This is a genomic window from Sphingomonas sp. GW821-FHT10C01 (genome assembly GCF_059415525.1).
On record NZ_JBWKNK010000001.1, the window covers coordinates 1,067,181 to 1,086,859 of the forward strand.

Below are 19,679 nucleotides of genomic sequence, written 5' to 3' on the forward strand. Positions count from 1 at the left end.
CCATTGTACGTTGTGGGTGGCCGGGTGGGGGAGCGGGCCGGTGCCGCAAGCCTTTAGAGCGCCATTCCCGCCGCCCAGCCGCTGGCCCAGGCCCATTGGAAATTATAGCCGCCGAGCCAGCCGGTGACGTCGACCGCTTCGCCGATCGCGTAGAGGCCGGGGACGTCGCGTGCTTCCATCGTCTGGGATGACAGGCCCGCGGTGCTGATGCCGCCGATCGTCACCTCGGCCTTGGCATAGCCTTCGGTCCCATTGGGGTGGAAGCGCCACGCGGCGAGGCGACGCTCGGCCTCGCCCAGCTTCTTGTCGGCGCTGTTGGCAAGCTCGGTATCGAGTGACAGCTGGTCGGCGAGCGTGTCGGCGAGGCGGTTGGGCAGGGCGTCGCCGAGCAGCTTGCGCAAGGTCGTGCGCGGCTGGGCGCGTTTCGCGTCGGTGAGCCAGCCGGTGCCGCGTCCGGGCAGGAAATCGATCTCGACCGGCTCGCCATGGCGCCAGTAGGAGCTGATCTGGAGGATCGCGGGGCCGGAGAGGCCGCGATGCGTGAACAGGGCCGCTTCGCGGAACTTCGCCTTGCCCGCGCGCGCCTCGACCGGGGCGGCGACGCCTGAGAGTTCGCGGAACAGCACTTCGTCCCCGCCCAGCGTCAAGGGCACGAGCGCGGGACGCGGCTCGACCACCTTGAGCCCGAATTTGCGGGCGAGGTCGTAGGCGAAGCCGGTGGCGCCCATCTTTGGAATGGAAGGTCCACCGGTGGCGATGACGAGCGTGGGCGCGGAGGCTTCGCGGTCGCCGACCGTCACGCGGTACTGGCCATCGGCATGGCTGACGTCGCGGACCGCATGGCCCAGCGCGATCTCGACCCCGCCGGCCTCGCATTCGGCGAGCAGCATCGCGACGATCTGTTTCGCGCTGCCGTCGCAGAAGAGCTGGCCCAGCGTCTTCTCATGCCAGGCGATGCCGTAGCGATCGACCAAGGCGATGAAGTCATGCTGGGTGTAGCGGCGCAGCGCCGACTTGGCGAAATGCGGGTTGGCGGAGAGATAGCGGTCGGGCGCGATTCCGAGATTGGTGAAATTGCACCGCCCACCGCCCGAGATCAGGATCTTCTTCCCGACCTGATCGGCATGGTCGATCAGCAGCACGCGGCGGCCACGCTGGCCGGCCGTAAGCGCGCACATCAGGCCGGCGGCGCCGGCGCCGAGGATGATGGCGTCGTAGGTGGCTGGTTGGGTGGTCACGTCGCTTCCTTCGTCATCCCGGCCTTGTGCCGGGATCCACCGGGAGGCGAGCGGTGGAAGTGAGCCTCTTGTTCAATGCTTGCGGCACCGTGGACCCCGGCACAAGGCCGGGGTGACGGCATAAGGGTGTGGGGAAGCGGCCTAACGCAGCTTCGCGATCGACAGGCCGTCGGCCTTGGCGCGGTCCTTGACCGATTCCTCGCTGCGGGTCAGCGCCTTGGCGATCGCCTTGAGTGCCATGCCTTTCTTGGCGAGCGTGTGCAGCTTCTGCACTTCGTCGGTACGCCAGGGCTGGCGGTGCCGCTCGAATTTTCCCTCAGCCATTATGCGTACGGCGGCTGGTGCAGGCCGCGCTGGCTCTGCGTGAAGATCTCGCACCCGTCCTCGGTGATGCCGATCGAATGCTCGAACTGCGCCGAGAGCGAGCGGTCACGCGTCACCGCCGTCCAGCCGTCGTCGAGCAGCTTCACGTCGGGACGGCCGATGTTGATCATCGGTTCGATCGTGAAGAACATGCCGGGGCGGAGTTCCGGGCCGGTGCCGGGACGGCCGACATGGACCACTTCGGGCGCGTCGTGGAAGACGCGGCCAAGGCCATGGCCGCAGAAATCGCGGACCACGCCATAGCGGTGCTTTTCGGCATATTTCTGGATGGCGTGGCCGATATCGCCCATCGTGTTGCCGGGCTTGGCCATCTCGATCCCGATCATCAAGCACTCATAGGTGACGTCGACCAGGCGCTTTGCCTTCAAGGGCACGTCGCCGACCAGATACATGCGGCTGGTGTCGCCATGCCAGCCGTCGAGCAACGGCGTCACGTCGATATTGACGATGTCGCCGTCCTTGAGCGTCTTCGGGCTTGGGATGCCGTGGCAGACGACATGGTTGATGCTGATGCAGCAGCTGTGCGTGTAGCCGCGATAGCCGAGCGTCGCGGGCACAGCGCCGCCGTCGATCGTCATCTTGCGGACGATGTCGTCCAGCTCCTGGGTCGTCACGCCGGGCACGACATGCGGCACCAGCGCGTCGAGGATCTCCGCGGCCAGCCGGCCGGCGGCGCGCATCCCGGCGAACCCGTCGGGACCATAGAGCTTGATCGACCCGTCGCGGGCGAAATTCGTGTCGGCGGTTACGGCAACATATTCGGTCATCGCCGCGATATAGGCGTTTTGGCGCGCGGTTGCGAGAGGCAGTAGCGCTCCCCGAGCCGGGCGAAGCCGAGGCCATCGCGCTCGATCGCGCGGCGCTGCTTCGAACCGGCGAAGCGGGCGGGATTGCTGTGGTTCAAATGGATGAAGCGAACCTTGGCGGCGAGATCGGGACGGAGTCGAGCGAGGCGCGCGGCGGTGTCTGCGACGCGCGGGTGGGGGACGCTCTTCATCCGCATCGGATCGCCAAGCTCATTGTCGTCGAAGAAGGTGCCGTCGACATAGGCGATATCGACCTCGGCCAGCACGTCCTCCAGTCGCTTGTCCCATTTCTCCCAGCTGTCGAGGTCCGGGAGGTAGAGCGCGCTGCGGCCGGCGCCCTTGATGACGAAGCCGACGGTTTCCGAGAATTCGTCGCGATGGGGCACCAGATAGGGCGTGACCAAGATGTTGCCGGGCAATCCCGTGGCGGTGTTCGCGGCGAGTGGGCGGAGCGCGATATTGTCGAGTGCGACGAGCTGGCTCCACGGGCCGTTGTCCTTGAGGAATCCGGCCATGCGCGGCATCGCGTAGACGGGCACGCCGCGCGTGTTCGCCGCTTCCCGGCCGAGGAACATCAGGCCCGCATAATGGCCCATATGCGCGTGAGTCAGGAAGATGCCGTCGATGCCGATGCCGGGCGTCCGCTTCGGGTGATGCGTGTCGAGCCAGTGGAGCTGGTCGGTCAGGTTCGGGGTCGCATCGAACAGATAGCGGCGGCCGCTGTCGTGATCGATCAGGGCGAGCGAAGCGGCCCAGGCACGAAGTTTCGGATCGCGCCACGCCGGGTCGGTGTTGCGGCCGATCTGGGGCGTGCCCGCATCCTGCGACGTGCCGAGCACGACCAGCTCGGTCTGGCAGCTGGCGGTGGCGGCGAGGGCGAGCGCGGCAAGGGTGGAAAGCATGATGACGACGCTAGGCGCGAGGGCCGAGCGCGTCTATGCCGGGGGCATGAGCGAGCGTATCTGGACTGCGGGACTTGTGGTGATCGGCGACGAGATTCTCTCGGGCCGAACGCAGGACAAGAATGTCGCGCAGATCGCGATCTGGCTCAACGTCCAGGGCATCCAGCTGGCCGAGGTGCGCGTGGTGCCCGATGTGCAGGACCGCATCGTCGAGGCGGTGAATGCGATCCGCGCGGGATACGACTATTGCTTCACCACCGGCGGGATCGGGCCAACGCATGACGACATCACGGTCGATGCGATCGCGATGGCGCTGGGCGTGCCGGTGGTGGTCCATCCCGAAGCCCGCGCGCTGATGGAGCGCTATTACGAGACACGCGGCGGGCTGACCGAGGCGCGGCTGCGCATGGCGCGCGTGCCCGAGGGCGCGGACCTGATCCCCAACCGGATGTCGGGCGCGCCGGGCATCCGCGTCGGCAATCTCTTCATCCTGGCGGGGGTACCCCACATCACGGCGGGGATGCTCGACGCGCTGACCGGCACGCTCGAAGGCGGCCGCCCGGTGGTGAGCGCGACGATCGGCAGCTGGGCGGCGGAGAGCGAGATCGCCGGGCTGTTGGGCGATACCGAGAAGGCGTTCGAGGGCGTCGCCATCGGCAGCTATCCCTTCTTCCGAGAAGGCCGGACGGGCGCGAATTTCGTCGTCCGCGCGACCGATCCCGCGCTGGTCGACGCGTGCGCCGACGAGCTGGGCGTTCGGCTATCGGCGGCGGGTTACGAGGTCGTCAAAGGGGGTATCTAGCCCCCTTTACGTGACGTGCTGTGCTGATATCGTAATACACGATATCAGTTAGGGGGGTCTCATGAAGATGAAGCGATGGGTGGCGGCGCTTGCGCTGGCCGGGGCGGCATTGCCGCTTGGCCTGGCGGCGACGCCCGCGGCGGCTCAGGCGCAGCAGAAGCTGTCGGTCGACATGCAATATTACACGCTGCCGAATGGCCTGCGCGTGGTGCTGGCCAAGGACACGATCTCCCCCACCGTCACGGTCGGCGTCTATTACGGCATCGGTTTCCGTATCGAGCCCAAGGAACGCACCGGCTTCGCGCATCTGTTCGAGCATCTGCTGTTCCAGGGATCGAAGAACGCGCCCAAGGGCGTGCATATCAGCACGATCAGCAACGCCGGCGGCATCCTCAACGGATCGACCCGGTTCGATTTCACCAACTATTTCGAGGTGGTCCCCTCGAACGCGCTCGAGCGGATGCTGTGGCTTGAGGCCGACCGCATGGCGAGCCCGGTGATCAACGATGAGGTGCTGAAGAACCAACAGGGCGTCGTCGGCAACGAGGTGAAGGTCAACGTCCTCAACCAGCCCTACAGCACCTGGCCGTGGATCGACCTGCCGATGCTGGCCAACACCAACTGGTACAACAGCCACAATTTCTACGGTGAGCTGAAGGAGATCGAGGCGGCGACGGTGGCCGATGCCACCCAGTTCCACGACGCCTTCTACAAGCCGAGCAACGCTGTTCTCGTCGTCGCCGGCGACATCGACTATGCGGCGACGCGCGCAATGGTCGACAAATATTTCGGCTGGATGGCCAAGGCGCCAGCGGTCAAGCTGCCCGACATCAGCGAGCCGCGCCAGACCGCGGAGAAGTTCAAGAGCCGCGTCGATCGCCTCGCGCCCAAGCCGGGCTGGGCGGCGGGCTATCACGTCCCAGCACGGGGCACCCCCGAATGGTATGCGATGGGCCTGATCGACCAGATGCTGGTCAAGGGCCAGGACAGCCGCCTCTACCGCAAGCTGGTGGCCGAGACCGGCATCGCCGGCGAAGTGGGCGGGGGGATCAACTTCCCGCTGGGCAACATGTTCAACTATCAGGGGCCGATGCTGTGGAGCTTCAACTTCACGCATGACGCCAACCGCAGCCGCGACGAGATCAAGGCGGCGGTGGACAGCGTGATCGAGGATCTGCGTACCAAGCCGGTCTCGGCCGAGGAACTGGCGCGGGCGCGGACCAAGATGCGCTCGTCGCTCTATTCGACGATCGACGGGACCGGGCGGATTGGCCTGATCGATCTGCTCGCGGTCTATGCGCTGTTCGACAATGATCCGAAGAAGGTCAATTCGATCGAGGACGGCTTCGCCAAGGTGACGCCGGCGCTGATCCAGAAGACCGCGCAGGAGTATCTGCGTTCCACCAACCGCTCGATCTACGCGATCGACCCCGGCGCGGCGCCCGCCGCTGCCAAGCCCGCGGGAGCCAAGTAAGATGCGCCGCATGATCGCCAGCCTGATGGCTGCCTCGCTGCTCGCCGGCCCGCTCGCCGCGCAGGAGCTTCCGACCACCCCGCCGCCGATCCCGGCGCCCAAGGCGTTCACGGTTCCGGCATCGGAGACCTTCGCCCTCGCCAATGGAATGAAGGTGACCCTGGTCCCCTATGGCGTCGCCCCCAAAATGGTGGTGTCGCTGCAGACCTATGCCGGGTCGCTCAACGAGGGTGAGAATACCTGGTTGGCGCTGCTCGCCGTCGACATGATGAAGGAAGGCGCGGCCGGGATGACCGGCGCGCAGATCGCGCAGAAGGCCGCCGATATGGGCGGCGGGCTCGCCACCAACTCGACGCTCGAAAGCTCGTCGGTGACGCTCAACGTCCTGTCCGAGCGTGCGGCGGACGCCATCGCGCTGGTCGCGAATGTCGCGCAGAAGCCGGGCTATCCGGACAGCGAGCTGGCGCGGGTCAAGGCCAACTGGAACCGTCGCCTGGCGGTGGCGCTGAGCCAACCGGGGACGCTCGCGGACGCGGCGCTCGACCGCGCCTATTACGGTACCGACCATCCCTATGGCCGGGTGCTGCCGACACCGCAGCAGTTCGGGGCGTACACCACCGCGCAGCTCAAGGCGTGGCACGCGGCGAACTTCGGGGCGAAGCGCTCGCACCTCTATATCGCCGGCAAGTTCGACGCGGCGGCGGTGAAGGCGGCGGTCGAGAAGGCGTTCGGCGGCTGGGCCGCGGGGCCGGAGCGGCTGTCGCTGCCGCCGAGTCCGAAGCCGGGACCGCAGGTGCTGCTGATCGACCGGCCCGGTGCGCCGCAATCGACCTTCAGCATCGCCTATCCGGCGCCGAATGCGGGGACGCAGGGCGACATCCCGATGCGCGTGTCGAACGCGCTGCTGGGCGGGGCGTTCAGCTCGCGCATCACGCGCAACATCCGCGAGGCGAAGGGCTATACCTATTCGCCGGGATCGAGCCTGGCCTTCTACCCGACCAACGCGGTGTGGACGTTCAACGCGGACGTGACCACCACGGTGACCGGCCCGGCGCTCAAGGAAGTGTTCCACGAGATCCGCACGCTGCAGGCGACCCCGCCGAGCGATGAGGAAGCGGCGGGCATGCGCCAGTATATGGCGGGCCTGTTCGTGATCCAGAACTCGACCCCCGCTGCGTTGGTCAACTCGCTGGCGACGCGGGACTCGCTTGGGCTGCCGCGCGACTGGATGGACAAGTATGTCCCCGCCGCGCTCGCGGTGACCCCGGCGCAGATCAGCGAGGCGGCGAAGAACTTCCCGATCGACAAGTTGACATTGGTGGTTGTGGGGGACTTGAAGGTTGTTACCCCTCAGCTTCAGGAATTGCCTGAGTTGAAGGGGGTCGAGTTCAAGACCGTTACCGTTCCCTGAACGAATATTCAGGAAGTGAATTGAAATGAAACGGGGGCGGTACGATACCGCCCCCGTTTTTCATTTGGCCGATGACGGTTCACGGCTCGCCGCAATTATGAGCCAGGCACGCGGCGAATCGCGGGTTCCATTCATTGAACCCCCGTTATGACCCAGCACATCAACCCAGCGCACCATGCGCACCGCCGGGCGATCGCCGTGCTTCTTGCGGCCGTTGCCCTTCCCGCAACCGCATTCGCTCAGGAGACGGTGACCCCGCCGACTGTGCTGGTGCCTGCTCAGCAGGCGCCCGCACCGGCTCCGGCGCCGGTCCCCGCTCCGGTGGCGCAGGCGCCGTCGGCCGAATCGCGTGCCCGGATCGCGCCCAGCGCGCTCGCGCAGGTCGAGCAGGAAGAGCGCGAACGTGCCGCCGCCGCTCGAGCCGAGCGTGCGACAGCCCGCCAGCAACCACAGCGTGCGGCACGTCCGACGGCGCGTGCCGAAGCCCCGGCACGCCCGGCGCCGGCACCCGTGGCCGCCCCCGAACCGGTCGCACCGGTCGCCGCTGCTCCGGAGACGGCGCCGCCCGCCGAAGTTGCAGTGCCGCCCGTGGAAGTGGCGGCACTGCCCGCCGAAACCGCGACTGCGCCGGAGGCGACCGGCTCGGACGGCGGGAGCTTGTGGCTGATCCTCGCGGCCGTTGGCCTTGCCGCTGCGGCAATCGCCGCCCTGCTGCTGTTCCGCCGCCGTCGGGATGACGATGTGGTCTATGAATCCTATCGCACCGAGTCCGAGCCGGTCGCCGTTCAGCCTGAGCCGGTGATCGCGCCCGCCCCCCGCGTCGCCGACCCGGCCGCTGCCGCTCCGATCTTTGTTGCGCCGCGTCATGAGCCGGAGATCGAGCGTGTCGCCGCACCGGTCGCGGCCGAGAATGACCAGCCGCAGCCTTCGCTCGAAAATCCCGAGCTGGTCACGCCTGACGCCGCCGATATCACCGCGGTACTGGGCGGCGCCAAGCCGCAGGGCGGGCGCCCGCAGCTTGAGCTGGCGATGCGGCCAACCCGGGCCGGAATGAGCCGCCGCGGCGCGATGGTCGAGTTCGAGCTGACCGTCGCCAACGCTGGCGGCGTGCCCGCGGAGGATGTACGCATCGGCGCGTTCATGCTGGGCGGCAATGCGACGGCTTCGAGCGAGATCGAGCGCCTGCTGATGCATCCGCCGGTCGATCAGGTCGTTCCCGCCGAGCGGATCAAGCCGGGTGACGGCACGCGTCTCAACGCAGCGGTGACGCTGCCGCGCGAGCAGGTCGATGCCGTGACTCATGGCGGCGATGACGGCTTCACCCCGGTACTGGTCGCTGACGCCCGCTATCGTCTGCCCGACGGGAGCGAGGGGCGGACCGCCGCCGCCTTCACGATCGGCCGGGTCAATGGCGGCGAACATCTTGTCCCGATCGCCGTGCAGGATGATCCGGCGATGTATGCCGATATCGAGGCCCGGCTGCACAGCGTCCCCGCCAAGGTTTGAGCAGAGGGAGCGGCCCGCCTCACCGCCATCGCGCGGTGGGGCGGGCTTGTTTTGCGCCCGGTCGTACGCATTTTTTGGTGCCCGGGTGCCTCCGCATCATGCTAACGCGCGCCGCGTGACTGCGTTTTCTCTCCGCGCGACGACCGCGCTCATCCCCTTCCTGTTCCTGGCCGCGCCTGCCGCCTCGCAGAGCAGCACCGCGCCGACCGTGATCACGCCGCCGGTGCGCGACTTCAATCTCCCGCCTTCGGGTCAGACGCCGACACCAACGCCTGCACCAACCCCGGCGCCGTCGCCGATCGTGCAGCCGATCCCGATTCCCACACCGACACCCGCCGCGACCCGTACCGCGACGCCACGGCCTGAGCGTACACCCGCCGCGCTGCCCAATTCGGCGCCGACCGCCGTTGCACCGGTTGCCGAAGCGACGCCGTCGCCCGTGGCTTCGCCATTGCCGCTTCCCGCGGACGTGCCGACACAGGCTGCGCCGGCCCCGACGCCGGCTCCCGCACCCGCGACCGTTCAGAGCTATCCTGCCTGGCTCTGGCCCGCGCTTGGTGGCGCGCTGATCCTCGCGATCGGCGGTGCCGCGTTCGCTTTGCGTCGCCGGCGTCGGGACGACGCAATGGACGATAAGCCGGTCGTTCCCGAAGCCGTTGCAATGTCGCCGCCGACCCCGGGACCGCCGCCGCTTGCTCGCAAGACACCGCCTGTGGCGCCTGTCGCTCCCGCCGCGCCGGTTGCCCCCGCCGCGCCCAGCGTTCCGGCTTCACCGGTCGTGGCGCCGGTCCCGCCGCCCGATGGCCCCCTGGTGATCGAGATTCGTCCGGTACGCGCGGCGATCAGCGACGGGGTGGTGACACTGGACCTGGAACTGTTCATCCAGAATCGTGGGGCCGAACCGGCGGAGAATATCCGCGCCTCGCTGGGATTTCTGGGCGCGAACGAGGAGCAGGACGCACAGATCGCCGCGTTTCATGGTGCGGCACGGCTGGCGGCGGGGTCCGAGCCGTTCAGCGTCGCGCCCGGTACCGTGCAGATGGTCAGTGCGCAGGTCAGCCTGCCCGGCGATCAGGTGAAGGTCGTGACGGTGCAGGGCAAGCCGATGTTCGTGCCGATCGTACCCGTCTCACTCAAATGGTATGCGGGGCTCAGCATCCGCATGCTGCGTGACGCGTTCATGGTCGGCACCGCACCCGCGGCGGGCGGGGACCGGCTCGGGCCGCTCTGGGTGGAGCGGGCGGGCGAGGGCTTCGGGCGTCTCGCGGCCAAACGCTATGTACCCAAGCCTTAGCGTGTGAGGATGACGGCGCCGAGGATCACGACCAGCGCCATGCCGATCGCCAGGAACAGCAACATCCACGACAGCGAATTGAGGCCGCGCCACGCCTGAGCCTCATCGGCTAGCGGCGTCTGTGGTGTGATCGCTTCCAGATCGGTGTCGGTCACCCCGGCAAGGGTGGCGGCGAAGCGATCCCAGATATCCGGGTCGTTCGCCTGTCCGACCGGCAATTGCGTGAGCAGTGAGCCGAACAGGTCGCCGACAGTGCGCCATTGCGGCGCGTCGGCATAGTCGATCGTCACGCCGAACTCGGCCTCGATCTCCTCGATCAGGGCGAACTCATCGCTGTTGCTGGCGAGGCCGAGGCTCGCAGGGACCGCATCCGTCATCGTCCGATGCCTAGGCCGCCGTCGCTATACCGCCAATAGAAAAGGGCGGCCCGTTGCCGGACCGCCCCTTCTTGAAGACTGCGGGTGCAGCCGTTCGAGATTACTTGATCTCGACGGTCGCGCCGGCTTCCTCGAGCTGCTTCTTGAGCTTCTCGGCTTCGTCCTTCGACACGCCTTCCTTGACGGCCTTCGGCGCGCCCTCGACGAGAGCCTTCGCTTCGGTCAGGCCGAGGTTGGTGATCGCGCGGACTTCCTTGATGACGTTGATCTTCTTGCCACCGTCGCCGGTGAGGATCACGTCGAACTCGGTCTTCTCTTCCGCGGCCGGAGCAGCGGCACCGGCGCCACCGGCGGCCGGAGCGGCAACAGCGGCGGCAGCCGAAACGCCCCACTTCTCTTCGAGCAGCTTCGAGAGCTCAGCGGCTTCGAGGACGGTCAGCTCCGAGAGAGCGTCGACGAGCTTGTTCAGGTCAGCCATGTATAATTCCTTCAGTCAGATTGGTTCGAAATAACGTCGCGAAAGAATACCGCCTCAGGCGGCTTCCTTCTCCGCATAAGCCGAAAGCACGCGCGCGATCTGCGCCGCCGGGGCCTGGGTGATGGTCGCGATCTTGGTCGCCGGAGCGACGATAAGACCAACGATCTTGGCACGCAGTTCGTCCAGCGAAGGCAGCGATGCGAGCGCCTTCACGCCTTCCGCGTCGAGCAGCATGCTTCCCATCGCGCCGCCGACGATCTCGATCTTGTCGGTCGTCTTGGCGAACTCGGCAACCACCTTGGCGGCGGCGACCGGGTCGGTCGAAGTGGAAAGCGCCGTCGGACCCACGAGCAGGTCCGCAAGCACCGAATAATCGGTGCCGTCGATCGCGATCTTGGCAAGGCGGTTCTTCGCGACCTTGTAGCTCGCTCCGGCTTCGCGCGCCTTGTTGCGGAGATCCGTCGACTGCTTGACGGACATCCCGAGATTGCGGGTGACAACCACCACGGCAACCTCGTTAAAGGTGCGGTTCAGCTCGGCAACGGCTTCGGTCTTCTGAGCACGATCCATGCCGGTCTCCTCAAAATACCCCAACCCAAAGGGCTGGAGCCGGTTACGCCGAGGGAAGGGCGGATGCCCAACCCCCACGTCCGAGGGGCATGATCGTCAGGGCACGGATAGGCTCCGGCTGGCTGACCCGGACTCCATCGCACGGAAGGACCCGGTAAAATCTCTGTCCCCGTCTTGGCGGGAAATTAAGACCGGCAAATCCCGGTCACCCACTGTCTCGGACGGTACGCATGACCGGCAAGCCGGCCACGCGAAGGCGCGCCAATAGCGGCTATGGTGGGAAAGTCAACCGTGCGGGAGGTTGCCGATCGCGATCAGGGCGTCGCGATCAAGATGACGACGCGGCGGTTCTCGCGGCGGCCCTCGACGGTGTCGTTGCTCTCGATCGGGAAGCGGTCGCCAAGGCCGACGGTAGCGACCGCCGACTTGTCGAAGCCGCTGGCGACCAGCACCTCGGCCACCGCGGCGGCGCGGCGTTCGGACAGGCGCTGGTTATGCTCGGCGGCGCCAGAGCCGTCGGCATGGCCCTCGACCGTGGCATTGCGGATATCGACGCCAAGCAGGCGGCCGGCAATGCGCCGGATCGATCCGGTCTGTTCGGGAAGCACGGTGCTGTCATCGCTTGCGAACAACAGCCGGTCGTTGATGCTGAACTCCCAACCGCGATCGGTCGGCATGAAGCCTTCCTCGGTGAACACCGCACGCTGGGCGCGGGTCCAGGGGGACTTGTCCTTCGACACCTGGCAGCCGCCGAGGAACAGCGCGGCGAGCGCGAGAAGCAGGCTGGTACGCACGAACGAAGACATCACAAGACTCCCTGTTGCTGGACGCGGAGGCTATTCTTCACGGCATACATCGCCGCGTCCGCCCGATTGATGAGCGTGGTCAGATCCTGACCGTCGCCCGGATAGATTGCGGCGCCGATGCTCAACGTCATCGTTACCGCGGCCCCTGACGGCAGCCGGATCGGCTGGGCCAGCCGCGCGGCGATCTCGTTGGTCACACGCTCCGCGGCGTCCGCGCCGCTGGGGGCGGCGAGCAGAACCGCGAATTCGTCGCCACCCAGCCGCGCCGCGACATCGCGCGCGCGCAGGCAGCTGCGGATGCGTGCGGCGGTCTCGACGAGCACCAGATCGCCCGCGGCATGGCCGTGCTGGTCGTTGATCGGCTTGAAGCCGTCTGCATCCGCGTAGAGGAGGACGAAGCTGGCATCGCCGGCGCGGGCCTCCGCCATCATCTCCGCGGCCCGCCGCTCAAACTGCGCGCGGTTGGGCAGCGAGGTCAGCGCGTCGTGGCTTGCCTTGTGGTTCAGCGTCTCGTTCTCGCGCCGCAGGTGCTGCCGCCAGTCGGCCAGCTCGGCGATCAGCGCGTTGAAATCGGTGCGCAGCGCCTCGACCTCGCGGATCGATGCGGGCGGCACGCGCGCATCCAGCGTCTCGTCGCGTCGAAAGCTGTGCGCGGCATCGGCGATCGCGTTGAGCGGCGCGACGATATCGGCGCGCAGGCGCCGTGAAAGCAGCCATGCGGCCAGCCCGGTCAGCACCAGGCAGACCAAGGTGCCAAGGATGCCGTCACGGATATAGGAGGCGACCGCGCTTCCCTCACCATGGACCCGTACCGATCCGATGCGGGTGCCAAGATGGACCACCGGTTCCTCGACCGGCGTGGCGAAGAACAGCCGGTCGGCGATCCAGCGCGCGAGCGACGTGTCCTCGGCCTCCCGCTGTACCGAAGCGAGCACGGTTCCGTCCGGCTTGAGCAGCGCGATCCCGGCGACCCCGGGTTCGAGCAGGGGGGTGATGCTCTGTTGCGCCGCGACGGGATCGTCGAACACGATCGCTGGCGCGGCGGTATAGCCTGCGGAGCGACCAATCAGGTGAAGATTCTGCGCCGCATAGGCGCCGATCGCGGCAAAGCCGGCGAGCAACACGGTGATGCCGGTAAGGCCGACCGCGAACAGCGTGACGCGCAGATGCATCCGCGCGAGCATGCGGCGCAGCGTGGGGAGGCGGTTGACGTCGTTCATGACGCGTCTCCGTCCGTCATCGCGATCCGCAGCACGCGCGGATCGATCCGCACCGTACTGCGCGAAACGGCGTCGATGCTCAGATCGAAGCTGACCCGGTCGGGAAGCACGCGCAGGCAGAAGATGGTACCGCCGCGGCAATTGGGGTCGGACTCGGCGATCGAGAGCACGGGCTGGTTGCGGATCGACCGCAGCATCCGCTGGCGGTCGGCATCGCCGAGCGCGCCGAAATAGAGGACATCGCAGCCGCGCGTGATTCCGCCCGGCGTGACGACCTGGGTGACGACTTGCCGGCCGGCGCCCTGGCCGATGCGTCCGAAGCCCTTGGTGTGCGTGGTCGCGCCGCTCACGCACAGCCGAACCACGGATCGCGGTTCGGGCCAGCGGGTGTAGCTGATCATGCCGCCCACGGTACGCGCGACGACGGCGTCTTGCTGGCCGGGCGGAACGCGCGATTCGGCGATCAGGTCGTTCAAACCGATCGATACACTCGCGCCCATCGCAATGAGCGCCACCGTCAACGTCACACCAATTCCCCCGAGCGGCCCGGATTCCGCTCAACTCAATTGGTGTAACGTTAGCGTATCAAATCGGGATTGGCCAGATTCTGGTTAACCGGAACGAGTAGCGTCACTCCACCGGGGCGGTCTCGTTTCCACCCTGATCGCGCGGCAGACGGGCCGTCATGCCGACCGCGTCGGCATCGTCCTGCACCTGCTCGTCGGTCGCGCGATCGTCCTGAACGACCGGCGCGGGGGTCGATGAAGGAGTCGGAGTCGGGGTCGGCTCAGCGAGATTCTGTGCCGGCGTATCGTCGATCACCTCGACTTCATTGTCGCCGTTGTTCACGGGCGTGTCGGGCGCATCCGAACCGCCCGAGCAGGCGGCGAGGGCGGTGGCGGCGAGCAGCGCGGCGGCGAGGGGCAGGCGACGGGTCATTGAGTTCTCCGTGGGATTGGGTTCAGCGCGCGGCGAGCGCCTGGGCGGCGCTCCGCTTCTCGATCTTGGTCGCGAGCGTCTTGTCCCAACCATAGGGGTCGCCGCGGAAGTTCATCGTGCCGGTGCCGCTCGCATAAGCGGTCCAGTAGAGCAGATAGACGGCCACCTGGTTGGGCAGCGCGGCACGCACCGTATCGCCCTTTTCCAGCGCGCCGTCGATCGCTTCGGGCGTCCATTGCGTGCTGCCCTCAAGCAGCAGCCGCGCGAGGTCGGCGGGCCGCTCAAGCCGGATGCAGCCATGCGAGGCGAGCCTGTCGAAGCGCGAGAAGGTGCCCTTGCTCGGCGTGTCGTGCAGATAGACCGCGAACGGGTTGCTAAAGTCGAACTTGTACCTGCCGAGTGCCGATTGCGCCGGCGACTGCTGCAGGCGGCGGTTGGCACCGGTGCCGATCACCTTGAACCCGTTGCGCGCCAGATAGGCCGCGCCCTTGGGGAACAGCTCGCGCTGCGCGATGCCGGCGGGGACGTTCCATGGCGGGTTGAGCACGACCGAATGGATGCTCGACTGGAGCATCGGCGTCTCGCCGCCGCCGGGCTTGCCGGTCACGCCGCGCATCGACATCACCGGACGGTCGCCCTCGAACACCGCGACCTGGGCGGCGGCGATGTTCACCTGGATGCGGTCGACTGGCATCTCTTTGGGCATCCACCGCCAGCGTTCCATGTTCGCCATGATCTGGCGGACGCGGCTAGAGACGGGGACGTTGAGCGCGGTCAGCGTGCCGGTGGAGACGGTGCCGGTCGGCGCGAGGCCGTAACGGCGCTGGGCACGGACCACGGCTTCCTTGAGCGCGGCGTCGAACTTGTCGCCGCTGCCCGCGACTTCACTGTCCTCGACCGCGAGGCGGGCGCGGAGCGCGGCGACGCGCGGGCCGCTCGATCCGACCGACAGGTCGGGGCCGGCGGCGATGGCGCTCCAGCCGCCCGTGGTCTCGATCCGGCGATAACGGGCCAGACCCTTGCGAAGATTGTCATAGCCTTCGTACTGCGGGGTCAGCCCCGCGAACCACTGGCTGATCCGGTTGTCGGCGACGGCCTTGGCGAAGCCGGGAAGCGGGTCCCATGCGGCGGGGCGAAGCGCCCAATCCTCCTGGAAATCGGCATTGTCGAGGCGCCCGATATGGATCGCGCGAGCATAGTCGAGCGCGGCGCGGACCAGGCCCTGGTCGTCGGCGGGCAGCACTTCGGCCTCGGCGGTCGAATAGCGCAGCCCCTGCGCGATCCGACCCTGCACGATCAGCTGGCGCACCTGTTGCGCCTGCTCCGGGCTGAGCACGGGAAGCGGGATCTGGACCGGCGTGATCTGGACTGGTGCGGGCTGTGGGGTCGCCTGCGGAGATGCCGGGGTAGCTGTGGCCGCGGGCGGGCGTGGCGCCGCCTGTTGCGCAAGTGCAGGCGCGCCGAGGGCAAGACCGAGCAAGGGCAGTGCCGCAACACCATGCGACCGCGATCGTCCGAACATCTGGAACATTATCCTTTCACCGAAGCCCAATGATAGAGGCCGCGTCCGTGAAAGTCACCCGTCCCCAGCCCGGGATGCTCAAGCCGGAGAGAAGGCTTTTGTTCCCGCGACACCGATAACAATCAGCGCCATGAATCCGGCCTGTACCAGCGACACGCGGTCGCCGAAGATCATGATGCCCATCAGAATCACGCCGACCGCGCCCAGGCCCGTCCAGATCGCATAGGCGGTGCCTGCGGGCAGGTCGCGCATCGCTAGGCCGAGTAGCGCCATATTGACGAAGCTGAGCGTCACGGGAACGAGCGACGCGTGCCAGGTCGATGCGCTCGCCGCCCATTTGAGGCTGAGCGCCCAGATGATTTCAGTAACAACGGCAATGCCGAGGATAACCCACGCCATGAGACTTCCAGTCTGTCGCGGGCTCGAAACATCATGCGCTGGCCGGAAACCCGAAAGAGGCGGCGCATGGAGCCGGTCGCGGACGAGCGGCGTTGCGCGGCGCATTTGGCCGCGTAACATTCGTCCGTCAAGAGTTAGCGCTAACCTGTCGGGTTCAGACCCGCGCGTCGATCCAGCCGCGAACGTCCGCCATCACGCCTTCCTTGCCGGTATCGGCGAGCAGGTCGTGATAATGGCCTTCGTACAGTTTGAGCGTCTTGTCCGCCGATCCTGCATTGTCGAAGAACATCTGGCTGCCGGCGGGCAGCGTCGCATGATCCTGGGTCCCATGAATGATCAAAACGGGTAGGGTGATCTTCGCGAACGAGACCTCCAGCACCTTGTCCGCCTTCCACATCTCGCCCACCGTCTTGGCGGGCTGGCGCTCGTCGTGGATCAGCGGATCGGCGTCCATCATCGCCACCCAGTCCGGGTCGCGCGAAAAGTCCGCATTATTGAGCTTGAGCACCTTGAGGCGCGGAAGCGGCCCGCTCAGCCATTGCAGCAGGTTGAGCACGACGCGCGGCGCCGGAACACGAAAGGCGAAGCTGTGACAGATCAGGCCCTTGAGCTCGCCCTGGTGGCGCAATGCATAGCTGGTGGCGATCACCCCGCCCGCGCTGTGGCCCATCAGGAAGACCGGAAGGCCCGGATGTTCGGCCCGCGCCCTGTCGAACGCAAGCTGGAGGTCGGAGAGATACTTGCCGAAATCATCGACATAGAAGCGCTCGCCATCCGACTTGCCACGTCCGCGCAGATCGACCGCATAGCAGGCATAGCCCGCTGAGTTCAGCTGTTCCGCGGCCCAGCTCAGATGCGCGCCATGCGCATTGAAGCCGTGTTGGAGCAGTACCACGCCTTTCGCACTGCCGCTGGCGGGCCATGAATGCAGATTGATTCTGGTGCCGTCGGGGTGGGTGATCCGTTCTTCGGTCATGCGCGCCTCCGTCAGAAGTCGGCCGAAGATTATCACGGGTGCGCAACGACGTCGAACGCTATGTTGTCATGCAACTTGGCTCAGGGGAGGCGGGCGAGCCTGACCAGCGCCTCGTCGAGTGCGGAGAGAAAGCGCGAGCGATCCTCCTTGCGGAACGGCGGCGGCCCGCCGATCTGGTCGCCGCCCGCGCGCAGATCGGCCATGATCGCGCGCGTCGCGATCGCCGCGCCGATCGAGCTGGTGGTGAACGGTTTGCCGGCGGGCGAGAGCACGGTCGCGCCGGCCTTGAGGCAGCGGTCGGCGAGCAGGATGTCCGCCGTCACCACCACCGTCTTCGGCCCGGCGCGCTCGGCGATCCAGTCGTCCGCCGCGTCGAACCCATCCGATACGACTTCACGTGCGATCAGGGGATGGTCGGGGATGCGGATAACGGCGTTGGCGACGATGGTGACCGGCACCGCGCGCCGCCACGCGACCTTGTACACCTCGTCCTTCACCGGACAGGCGTCGGCATCGACCAGGATGCGGAGGGGATGCGTCATGGTCTTCCCTCTACTCCTCCGTCACCCCGGCCCTGTGCCGGGGCTCACGGCGCCCCGAATACCGGGAAAGAGCTTCTTATCCAGCCCTCGCCTCCCGGTGGATCCCGGCACAAGGCCGGGATGACGGGAGTAGGCGCGGAGAGATCGCGTTACTTCTTCGGCGGCTTGCCGCGATGATGGGGCTTGGCCGGGCGGGCACGGTGCACGGCGCGGTCGTGGTTGCGCGGATTGTGATGGCGCGGCGCGTGATCCCCGCGCGTGCCCGGAGGGGGCGGACCGTCGGCCATTTCGATCAGCACGCCATCCTCATCCTGCGCGGCGGTCTTGGCGACCTCCTTGGCGAAGCGGTCGGCGAGCTTGCTCGGGATCTGGAAGCGGGTTTCGCCCGCGCCGATGCGGATCGCACCGATTTCCGACTTGGTGATATGCCCACGACGGCAGATCAGCGGCAGGATCCAGCGCGGATCGGCGTTCTGGCGGCGACCGATGTTCATGCGGAACCAGGCGACGTCGTCGAAGCCGGGGCGATGAACCGGTGCGCTCCGTTCGGCGGGCGAACGGTCGATCAGCTCTTCGGGCGCGGGCATCGAGGCGCGGTGCGCCTGGACGAGCGCCGCGGCGATTTCGAGCGGTGACTTCTCGGCCAGCAACGCCTCGGCGATCTCGCGATCTTCGTCCTCGATCTCGATCGGGGCGATGAGCTTGGTCATCAGCCGCTCGCGATCCTTGGTACGGATATCCTCGGCGCCGGGAACGGGCAGCCATTCGGCGGTGATCTTCGCCTGTTTCAGCGTCATCTCGACACGGCGGCGGCGCGGATAGGGGACGATCAGGACGGCGGTGCCCTTCTTGCCCGCGCGACCGGTGCGGCCCGAACGGTGCTGAAGCGTCTCGGCGTCGCGCGGCAGCTCGACATGGATGACCAGCGTCACGGTCGGCAGGTCGATGCCGCGCGCGGCGACGTCGGTGGCGACGCAGACGCGGGCGCGGCGGTCGCGCAATGCCTGAAGCGCGGCGTTGCGTTCATTCTGGCTATGCTCGCCCGACAGCGCCACGGCGGCGAACCCGCGCTCGGTCAGCCCGGCATGGAGATGGCGGACATTGTCGCGCGTGGCGCAGAACAGGATCGCGGTCTCCGCTTCGTGGAAGCGGAGCAGGTTGATCACGGCATGTTCGATGTCGGCGGGAGCGACGGCGATCGCCTGATAGGTGATGTCACCATGCCCGCGATCCTCGCCCACGGTCGAGATGCGATGCGCGTCATTCTGGTAGCGCCGGGCGAGCGCGACGATCGGCTTGGGCAAAGTCGCGGAGAACAGGAACGTGCGGCGCTCGGGCGGGGTCGCGTCGAGCAGCGCCTCCAGCTCCTCACGGAAGCCCATGTCGAGCATCTCGTCCGCTTCGTCGAGCACGGCGATCCGCGCCTGGCTGAGGTCGAGCGCGCCGCGCTCGACATGGTCGCGCAGGCGGCCCGGCGTGCCGACGACGATGTGCGTGCCATAGGAAAGCGTACGGCGTTCGCGCGACGCGTCCATGCCGCCGACGCAGGTGGCGATGCGCCCGCCGGCCGAGGCGTAGAGCCAGGTGAGTTCCTTGGCGACCTGAAGCGCCAGCTCGCGCGTCGGCGCGATCACCAGCGCAAGAGGAAGGCCGGGGGCGGGAAGCTTGCCGTCGTCGAGCAGCTCGTCGGCCATGGCGAGGCCGAAGGCGACGGTCTTGCCCGAACCGGTCTGGGCGGAGACCAGCAGGTCGCGGCCCTTGGCGGCGTCCTCGGTGACGGCGGCCTGGACCGGGGTGAGGGCGGTATAGCCGCGTGCGGCCAGCGCCTCGGCGAGGCTGGTGGGGAGGTGGGTAAAGGTCATGCAGCTCACAATGGTCGCGCGGGCCAATGGGCAAGGCGCGGGTAAGCGCGGCCCCATAGCGCATATTGGAGGGTTTGGCGAGGGGCGCGCGTTCCACGGCGCTAGAGACCAAAATATGCCCAATTATTATTGACATTAAGTCGCAGTAACATTTACCGCACTCGCGAAACG

At 67.3% G+C, this 19,679-nt stretch carries 21 protein-coding genes; 5 read left to right on the forward strand and 16 right to left on the reverse strand.

What is annotated here, in order from left to right; all coding sequences use genetic code 11:
• Window positions 1-53: 53 nt before the first annotated feature.
• The 4 genes from AC07M1_RS05205 to AC07M1_RS05220 form a co-directional block, all read right to left on the reverse strand.
• Entirely contained in the window at window positions 54-1,238 is a 1,185-nt protein-coding gene (locus AC07M1_RS05205) for a BaiN/RdsA family NAD(P)/FAD-dependent oxidoreductase (protein ID WP_495161503.1), read from the reverse strand.
• A 141-nt stretch (window positions 1,239-1,379) separates the two neighbouring features.
• Window positions 1,380-1,562: a hypothetical protein gene (locus AC07M1_RS05210; protein WP_066576812.1), complete on the reverse strand. Its 183-nt coding sequence runs from the start codon at window positions 1,560-1,562 to the stop codon at window positions 1,380-1,382.
• Window positions 1,562-2,389: a type I methionyl aminopeptidase gene (gene map, locus AC07M1_RS05215; protein WP_495161504.1), complete on the reverse strand. Its 828-nt coding sequence runs from the start codon at window positions 2,387-2,389 to the stop codon at window positions 1,562-1,564. Before map ends, AC07M1_RS05210 begins: the two co-directional genes overlap by 1 nt.
• The gene (locus AC07M1_RS05220; protein ID WP_495161505.1) at window positions 2,386-3,330 is read right to left on the reverse strand and encodes an MBL fold metallo-hydrolase; all 945 of its coding nucleotides are present in this window, start codon (window positions 3,328-3,330) and stop codon (window positions 2,386-2,388) included. Before AC07M1_RS05220 ends, map begins: the two co-directional genes overlap by 4 nt.
• A 46-nt stretch (window positions 3,331-3,376) precedes the next feature.
• On the opposite strand from AC07M1_RS05220, the gene AC07M1_RS05225 reads away from it, so the two are divergent.
• The 5 genes from AC07M1_RS05225 to AC07M1_RS05245 all read left to right on the forward strand — a co-directional run bounded on the left by AC07M1_RS05225 (window position 3,377) and on the right by AC07M1_RS05245 (window position 9,817).
• Complete coding sequence (locus AC07M1_RS05225; protein ID WP_495162815.1) at window positions 3,377-4,132, forward strand: competence/damage-inducible protein A; 756 nt, start codon at window positions 3,377-3,379, stop codon at window positions 4,130-4,132.
• Window positions 4,133-4,193: 61 nt separating this feature from the next.
• Entirely contained in the window at window positions 4,194-5,606 is a 1,413-nt protein-coding gene (locus AC07M1_RS05230; protein WP_495161506.1) for a M16 family metallopeptidase, read from the forward strand.
• 1 nt (window position 5,607) lies between these two features.
• Complete coding sequence (locus AC07M1_RS05235; RefSeq protein WP_495161507.1) at window positions 5,608-7,017, forward strand: M16 family metallopeptidase; 1,410 nt, start codon at window positions 5,608-5,610, stop codon at window positions 7,015-7,017.
• 147 nt (window positions 7,018-7,164) lie between these two features.
• A complete protein-coding gene (locus tag AC07M1_RS05240) occupies window positions 7,165-8,523 on the forward strand; it encodes an LPXTG cell wall anchor domain-containing protein (RefSeq protein ID WP_495161508.1) in 1,359 nt (452 codons plus the stop codon).
• 115 nt (window positions 8,524-8,638) lie between these two features.
• Window positions 8,639-9,817 carry a hypothetical protein gene (locus tag AC07M1_RS05245; RefSeq protein WP_495161509.1) on the forward strand — a complete coding sequence of 393 codons (1,179 nt, stop codon included), beginning with the start codon at window positions 8,639-8,641 and terminating at the stop codon, window positions 9,815-9,817.
• On the opposite strand, the gene AC07M1_RS05250 is transcribed toward AC07M1_RS05245, so the two are convergent.
• The 12 genes from AC07M1_RS05250 to AC07M1_RS05305 form a co-directional block, all read right to left on the reverse strand.
• Window positions 9,814-10,194 carry a hypothetical protein gene (locus tag AC07M1_RS05250; RefSeq protein ID WP_495161510.1) on the reverse strand — a complete coding sequence of 127 codons (381 nt, stop codon included), beginning with the start codon at window positions 10,192-10,194 and terminating at the stop codon, window positions 9,814-9,816. The genes AC07M1_RS05245 and AC07M1_RS05250 overlap by 4 nt on opposite strands.
• Before the next feature lie 100 nt (window positions 10,195-10,294).
• Complete coding sequence (rplL, locus tag AC07M1_RS05255) at window positions 10,295-10,672, reverse strand: 50S ribosomal protein L7/L12 (RefSeq protein WP_495161511.1); 378 nt, start codon at window positions 10,670-10,672, stop codon at window positions 10,295-10,297.
• Between the two features lie 54 nt (window positions 10,673-10,726).
• The gene (gene rplJ, locus AC07M1_RS05260; RefSeq protein WP_495161512.1) at window positions 10,727-11,242 is read right to left on the reverse strand and encodes a 50S ribosomal protein L10; all 516 of its coding nucleotides are present in this window, start codon (window positions 11,240-11,242) and stop codon (window positions 10,727-10,729) included.
• 314 nt (window positions 11,243-11,556) lie between these two features.
• Window positions 11,557-12,048, reverse strand: a complete 492-nt coding sequence (gene yfiB / locus AC07M1_RS05265) for an outer membrane lipoprotein YfiB (RefSeq protein WP_495161513.1) — start codon at window positions 12,046-12,048, stop codon at window positions 11,557-11,559.
• A complete protein-coding gene (gene dgcN / locus AC07M1_RS05270; RefSeq protein ID WP_495161514.1) occupies window positions 12,048-13,268 on the reverse strand; it encodes a diguanylate cyclase DgcN/YfiN in 1,221 nt (406 codons plus the stop codon). The genes yfiB and dgcN overlap by 1 nt, the downstream gene beginning before the upstream one ends.
• Window positions 13,265-13,795: a regulatory sequestration protein YfiR gene (gene yfiR, locus AC07M1_RS05275; RefSeq protein ID WP_495161515.1), complete on the reverse strand. Its 531-nt coding sequence runs from the start codon at window positions 13,793-13,795 to the stop codon at window positions 13,265-13,267. The genes dgcN and yfiR overlap by 4 nt, the downstream gene beginning before the upstream one ends.
• 103 nt (window positions 13,796-13,898) lie before the next feature.
• Window positions 13,899-14,207 (reverse strand): hypothetical protein, encoded by a 309-nt coding sequence (locus AC07M1_RS05280; protein ID WP_495161516.1) that lies wholly within the window; start codon window positions 14,205-14,207, stop codon window positions 13,899-13,901.
• Window positions 14,208-14,229: 22 nt separating this feature from the next.
• Complete coding sequence (locus AC07M1_RS05285; protein ID WP_495161517.1) at window positions 14,230-15,738, reverse strand: L,D-transpeptidase family protein; 1,509 nt, start codon at window positions 15,736-15,738, stop codon at window positions 14,230-14,232.
• A gap of 69 nt (window positions 15,739-15,807) precedes the next feature.
• Window positions 15,808-16,128 (reverse strand): DMT family transporter, encoded by a 321-nt coding sequence (locus AC07M1_RS05290; protein WP_495161518.1) that lies wholly within the window; start codon window positions 16,126-16,128, stop codon window positions 15,808-15,810.
• Between the two features lie 154 nt (window positions 16,129-16,282).
• Complete coding sequence (locus AC07M1_RS05295; protein ID WP_495161519.1) at window positions 16,283-17,104, reverse strand: alpha/beta hydrolase; 822 nt, start codon at window positions 17,102-17,104, stop codon at window positions 16,283-16,285.
• Window positions 17,105-17,184: 80 nt separating this feature from the next.
• Complete coding sequence (locus tag AC07M1_RS05300) at window positions 17,185-17,646, reverse strand: YaiI/YqxD family protein (protein WP_495161520.1); 462 nt, start codon at window positions 17,644-17,646, stop codon at window positions 17,185-17,187.
• 149 nt (window positions 17,647-17,795) lie between these two features.
• On the reverse strand, window positions 17,796-19,508 hold the full coding sequence (locus AC07M1_RS05305) for a DEAD/DEAH box helicase (RefSeq protein WP_495161521.1): 1,713 nt from the start codon (window positions 19,506-19,508) through the stop codon (window positions 17,796-17,798).
• Window positions 19,509-19,679 lie beyond the last annotated feature (171 nt).

What these genes read in the sequence shown, in the direction of transcription:
- AC07M1_RS05210 (WP_066576812.1), bottom strand. Translation starts at nt 1,562, where the DNA reads ATGGCTGAGGGAAAATTCGAGCGGCACCGCCAGCCCTGGCGTACCGAC.
- map (WP_495161504.1), bottom strand. Translation starts at nt 2,389, where the DNA reads ATGACCGAATATGTTGCCGTAACCGCCGACACGAATTTCGCCCGCGAC.
- AC07M1_RS05220 (WP_495161505.1), bottom strand. Translation starts at nt 3,330, where the DNA reads ATGCTTTCCACCCTTGCCGCGCTCGCCCTCGCCGCCACCGCCAGCTGC.
- AC07M1_RS05225 (WP_495162815.1), top strand. Translation starts at nt 3,377, where the DNA reads ATGAGCGAGCGTATCTGGACTGCGGGACTTGTGGTGATCGGCGACGAG.
- AC07M1_RS05230 (WP_495161506.1), top strand. Translation starts at nt 4,194, where the DNA reads ATGAAGATGAAGCGATGGGTGGCGGCGCTTGCGCTGGCCGGGGCGGCA.
- AC07M1_RS05235 (WP_495161507.1), top strand. Translation starts at nt 5,608, where the DNA reads ATGCGCCGCATGATCGCCAGCCTGATGGCTGCCTCGCTGCTCGCCGGC.
- AC07M1_RS05240 (WP_495161508.1), top strand. Translation starts at nt 7,165, where the DNA reads ATGACCCAGCACATCAACCCAGCGCACCATGCGCACCGCCGGGCGATC.
- AC07M1_RS05250 (WP_495161510.1), bottom strand. Translation starts at nt 10,194, where the DNA reads ATGACGGATGCGGTCCCTGCGAGCCTCGGCCTCGCCAGCAACAGCGAT.
- rplL (WP_495161511.1), bottom strand. Translation starts at nt 10,672, where the DNA reads ATGGCTGACCTGAACAAGCTCGTCGACGCTCTCTCGGAGCTGACCGTC.
- rplJ (WP_495161512.1), bottom strand. Translation starts at nt 11,242, where the DNA reads ATGGATCGTGCTCAGAAGACCGAAGCCGTTGCCGAGCTGAACCGCACC.
- yfiB (WP_495161513.1), bottom strand. Translation starts at nt 12,048, where the DNA reads ATGTCTTCGTTCGTGCGTACCAGCCTGCTTCTCGCGCTCGCCGCGCTG.
- dgcN (WP_495161514.1), bottom strand. Translation starts at nt 13,268, where the DNA reads ATGAACGACGTCAACCGCCTCCCCACGCTGCGCCGCATGCTCGCGCGG.
- AC07M1_RS05280 (WP_495161516.1), bottom strand. Translation starts at nt 14,207, where the DNA reads ATGACCCGTCGCCTGCCCCTCGCCGCCGCGCTGCTCGCCGCCACCGCC.
- AC07M1_RS05285 (WP_495161517.1), bottom strand. Translation starts at nt 15,738, where the DNA reads ATGTTCCAGATGTTCGGACGATCGCGGTCGCATGGTGTTGCGGCACTG.
- AC07M1_RS05290 (WP_495161518.1), bottom strand. Translation starts at nt 16,128, where the DNA reads ATGGCGTGGGTTATCCTCGGCATTGCCGTTGTTACTGAAATCATCTGG.
- AC07M1_RS05295 (WP_495161519.1), bottom strand. Translation starts at nt 17,104, where the DNA reads ATGACCGAAGAACGGATCACCCACCCCGACGGCACCAGAATCAATCTG.
- AC07M1_RS05300 (WP_495161520.1), bottom strand. Translation starts at nt 17,646, where the DNA reads ATGACGCATCCCCTCCGCATCCTGGTCGATGCCGACGCCTGTCCGGTG.
- AC07M1_RS05305 (WP_495161521.1), bottom strand. Translation starts at nt 19,508, where the DNA reads ATGACCTTTACCCACCTCCCCACCAGCCTCGCCGAGGCGCTGGCCGCA.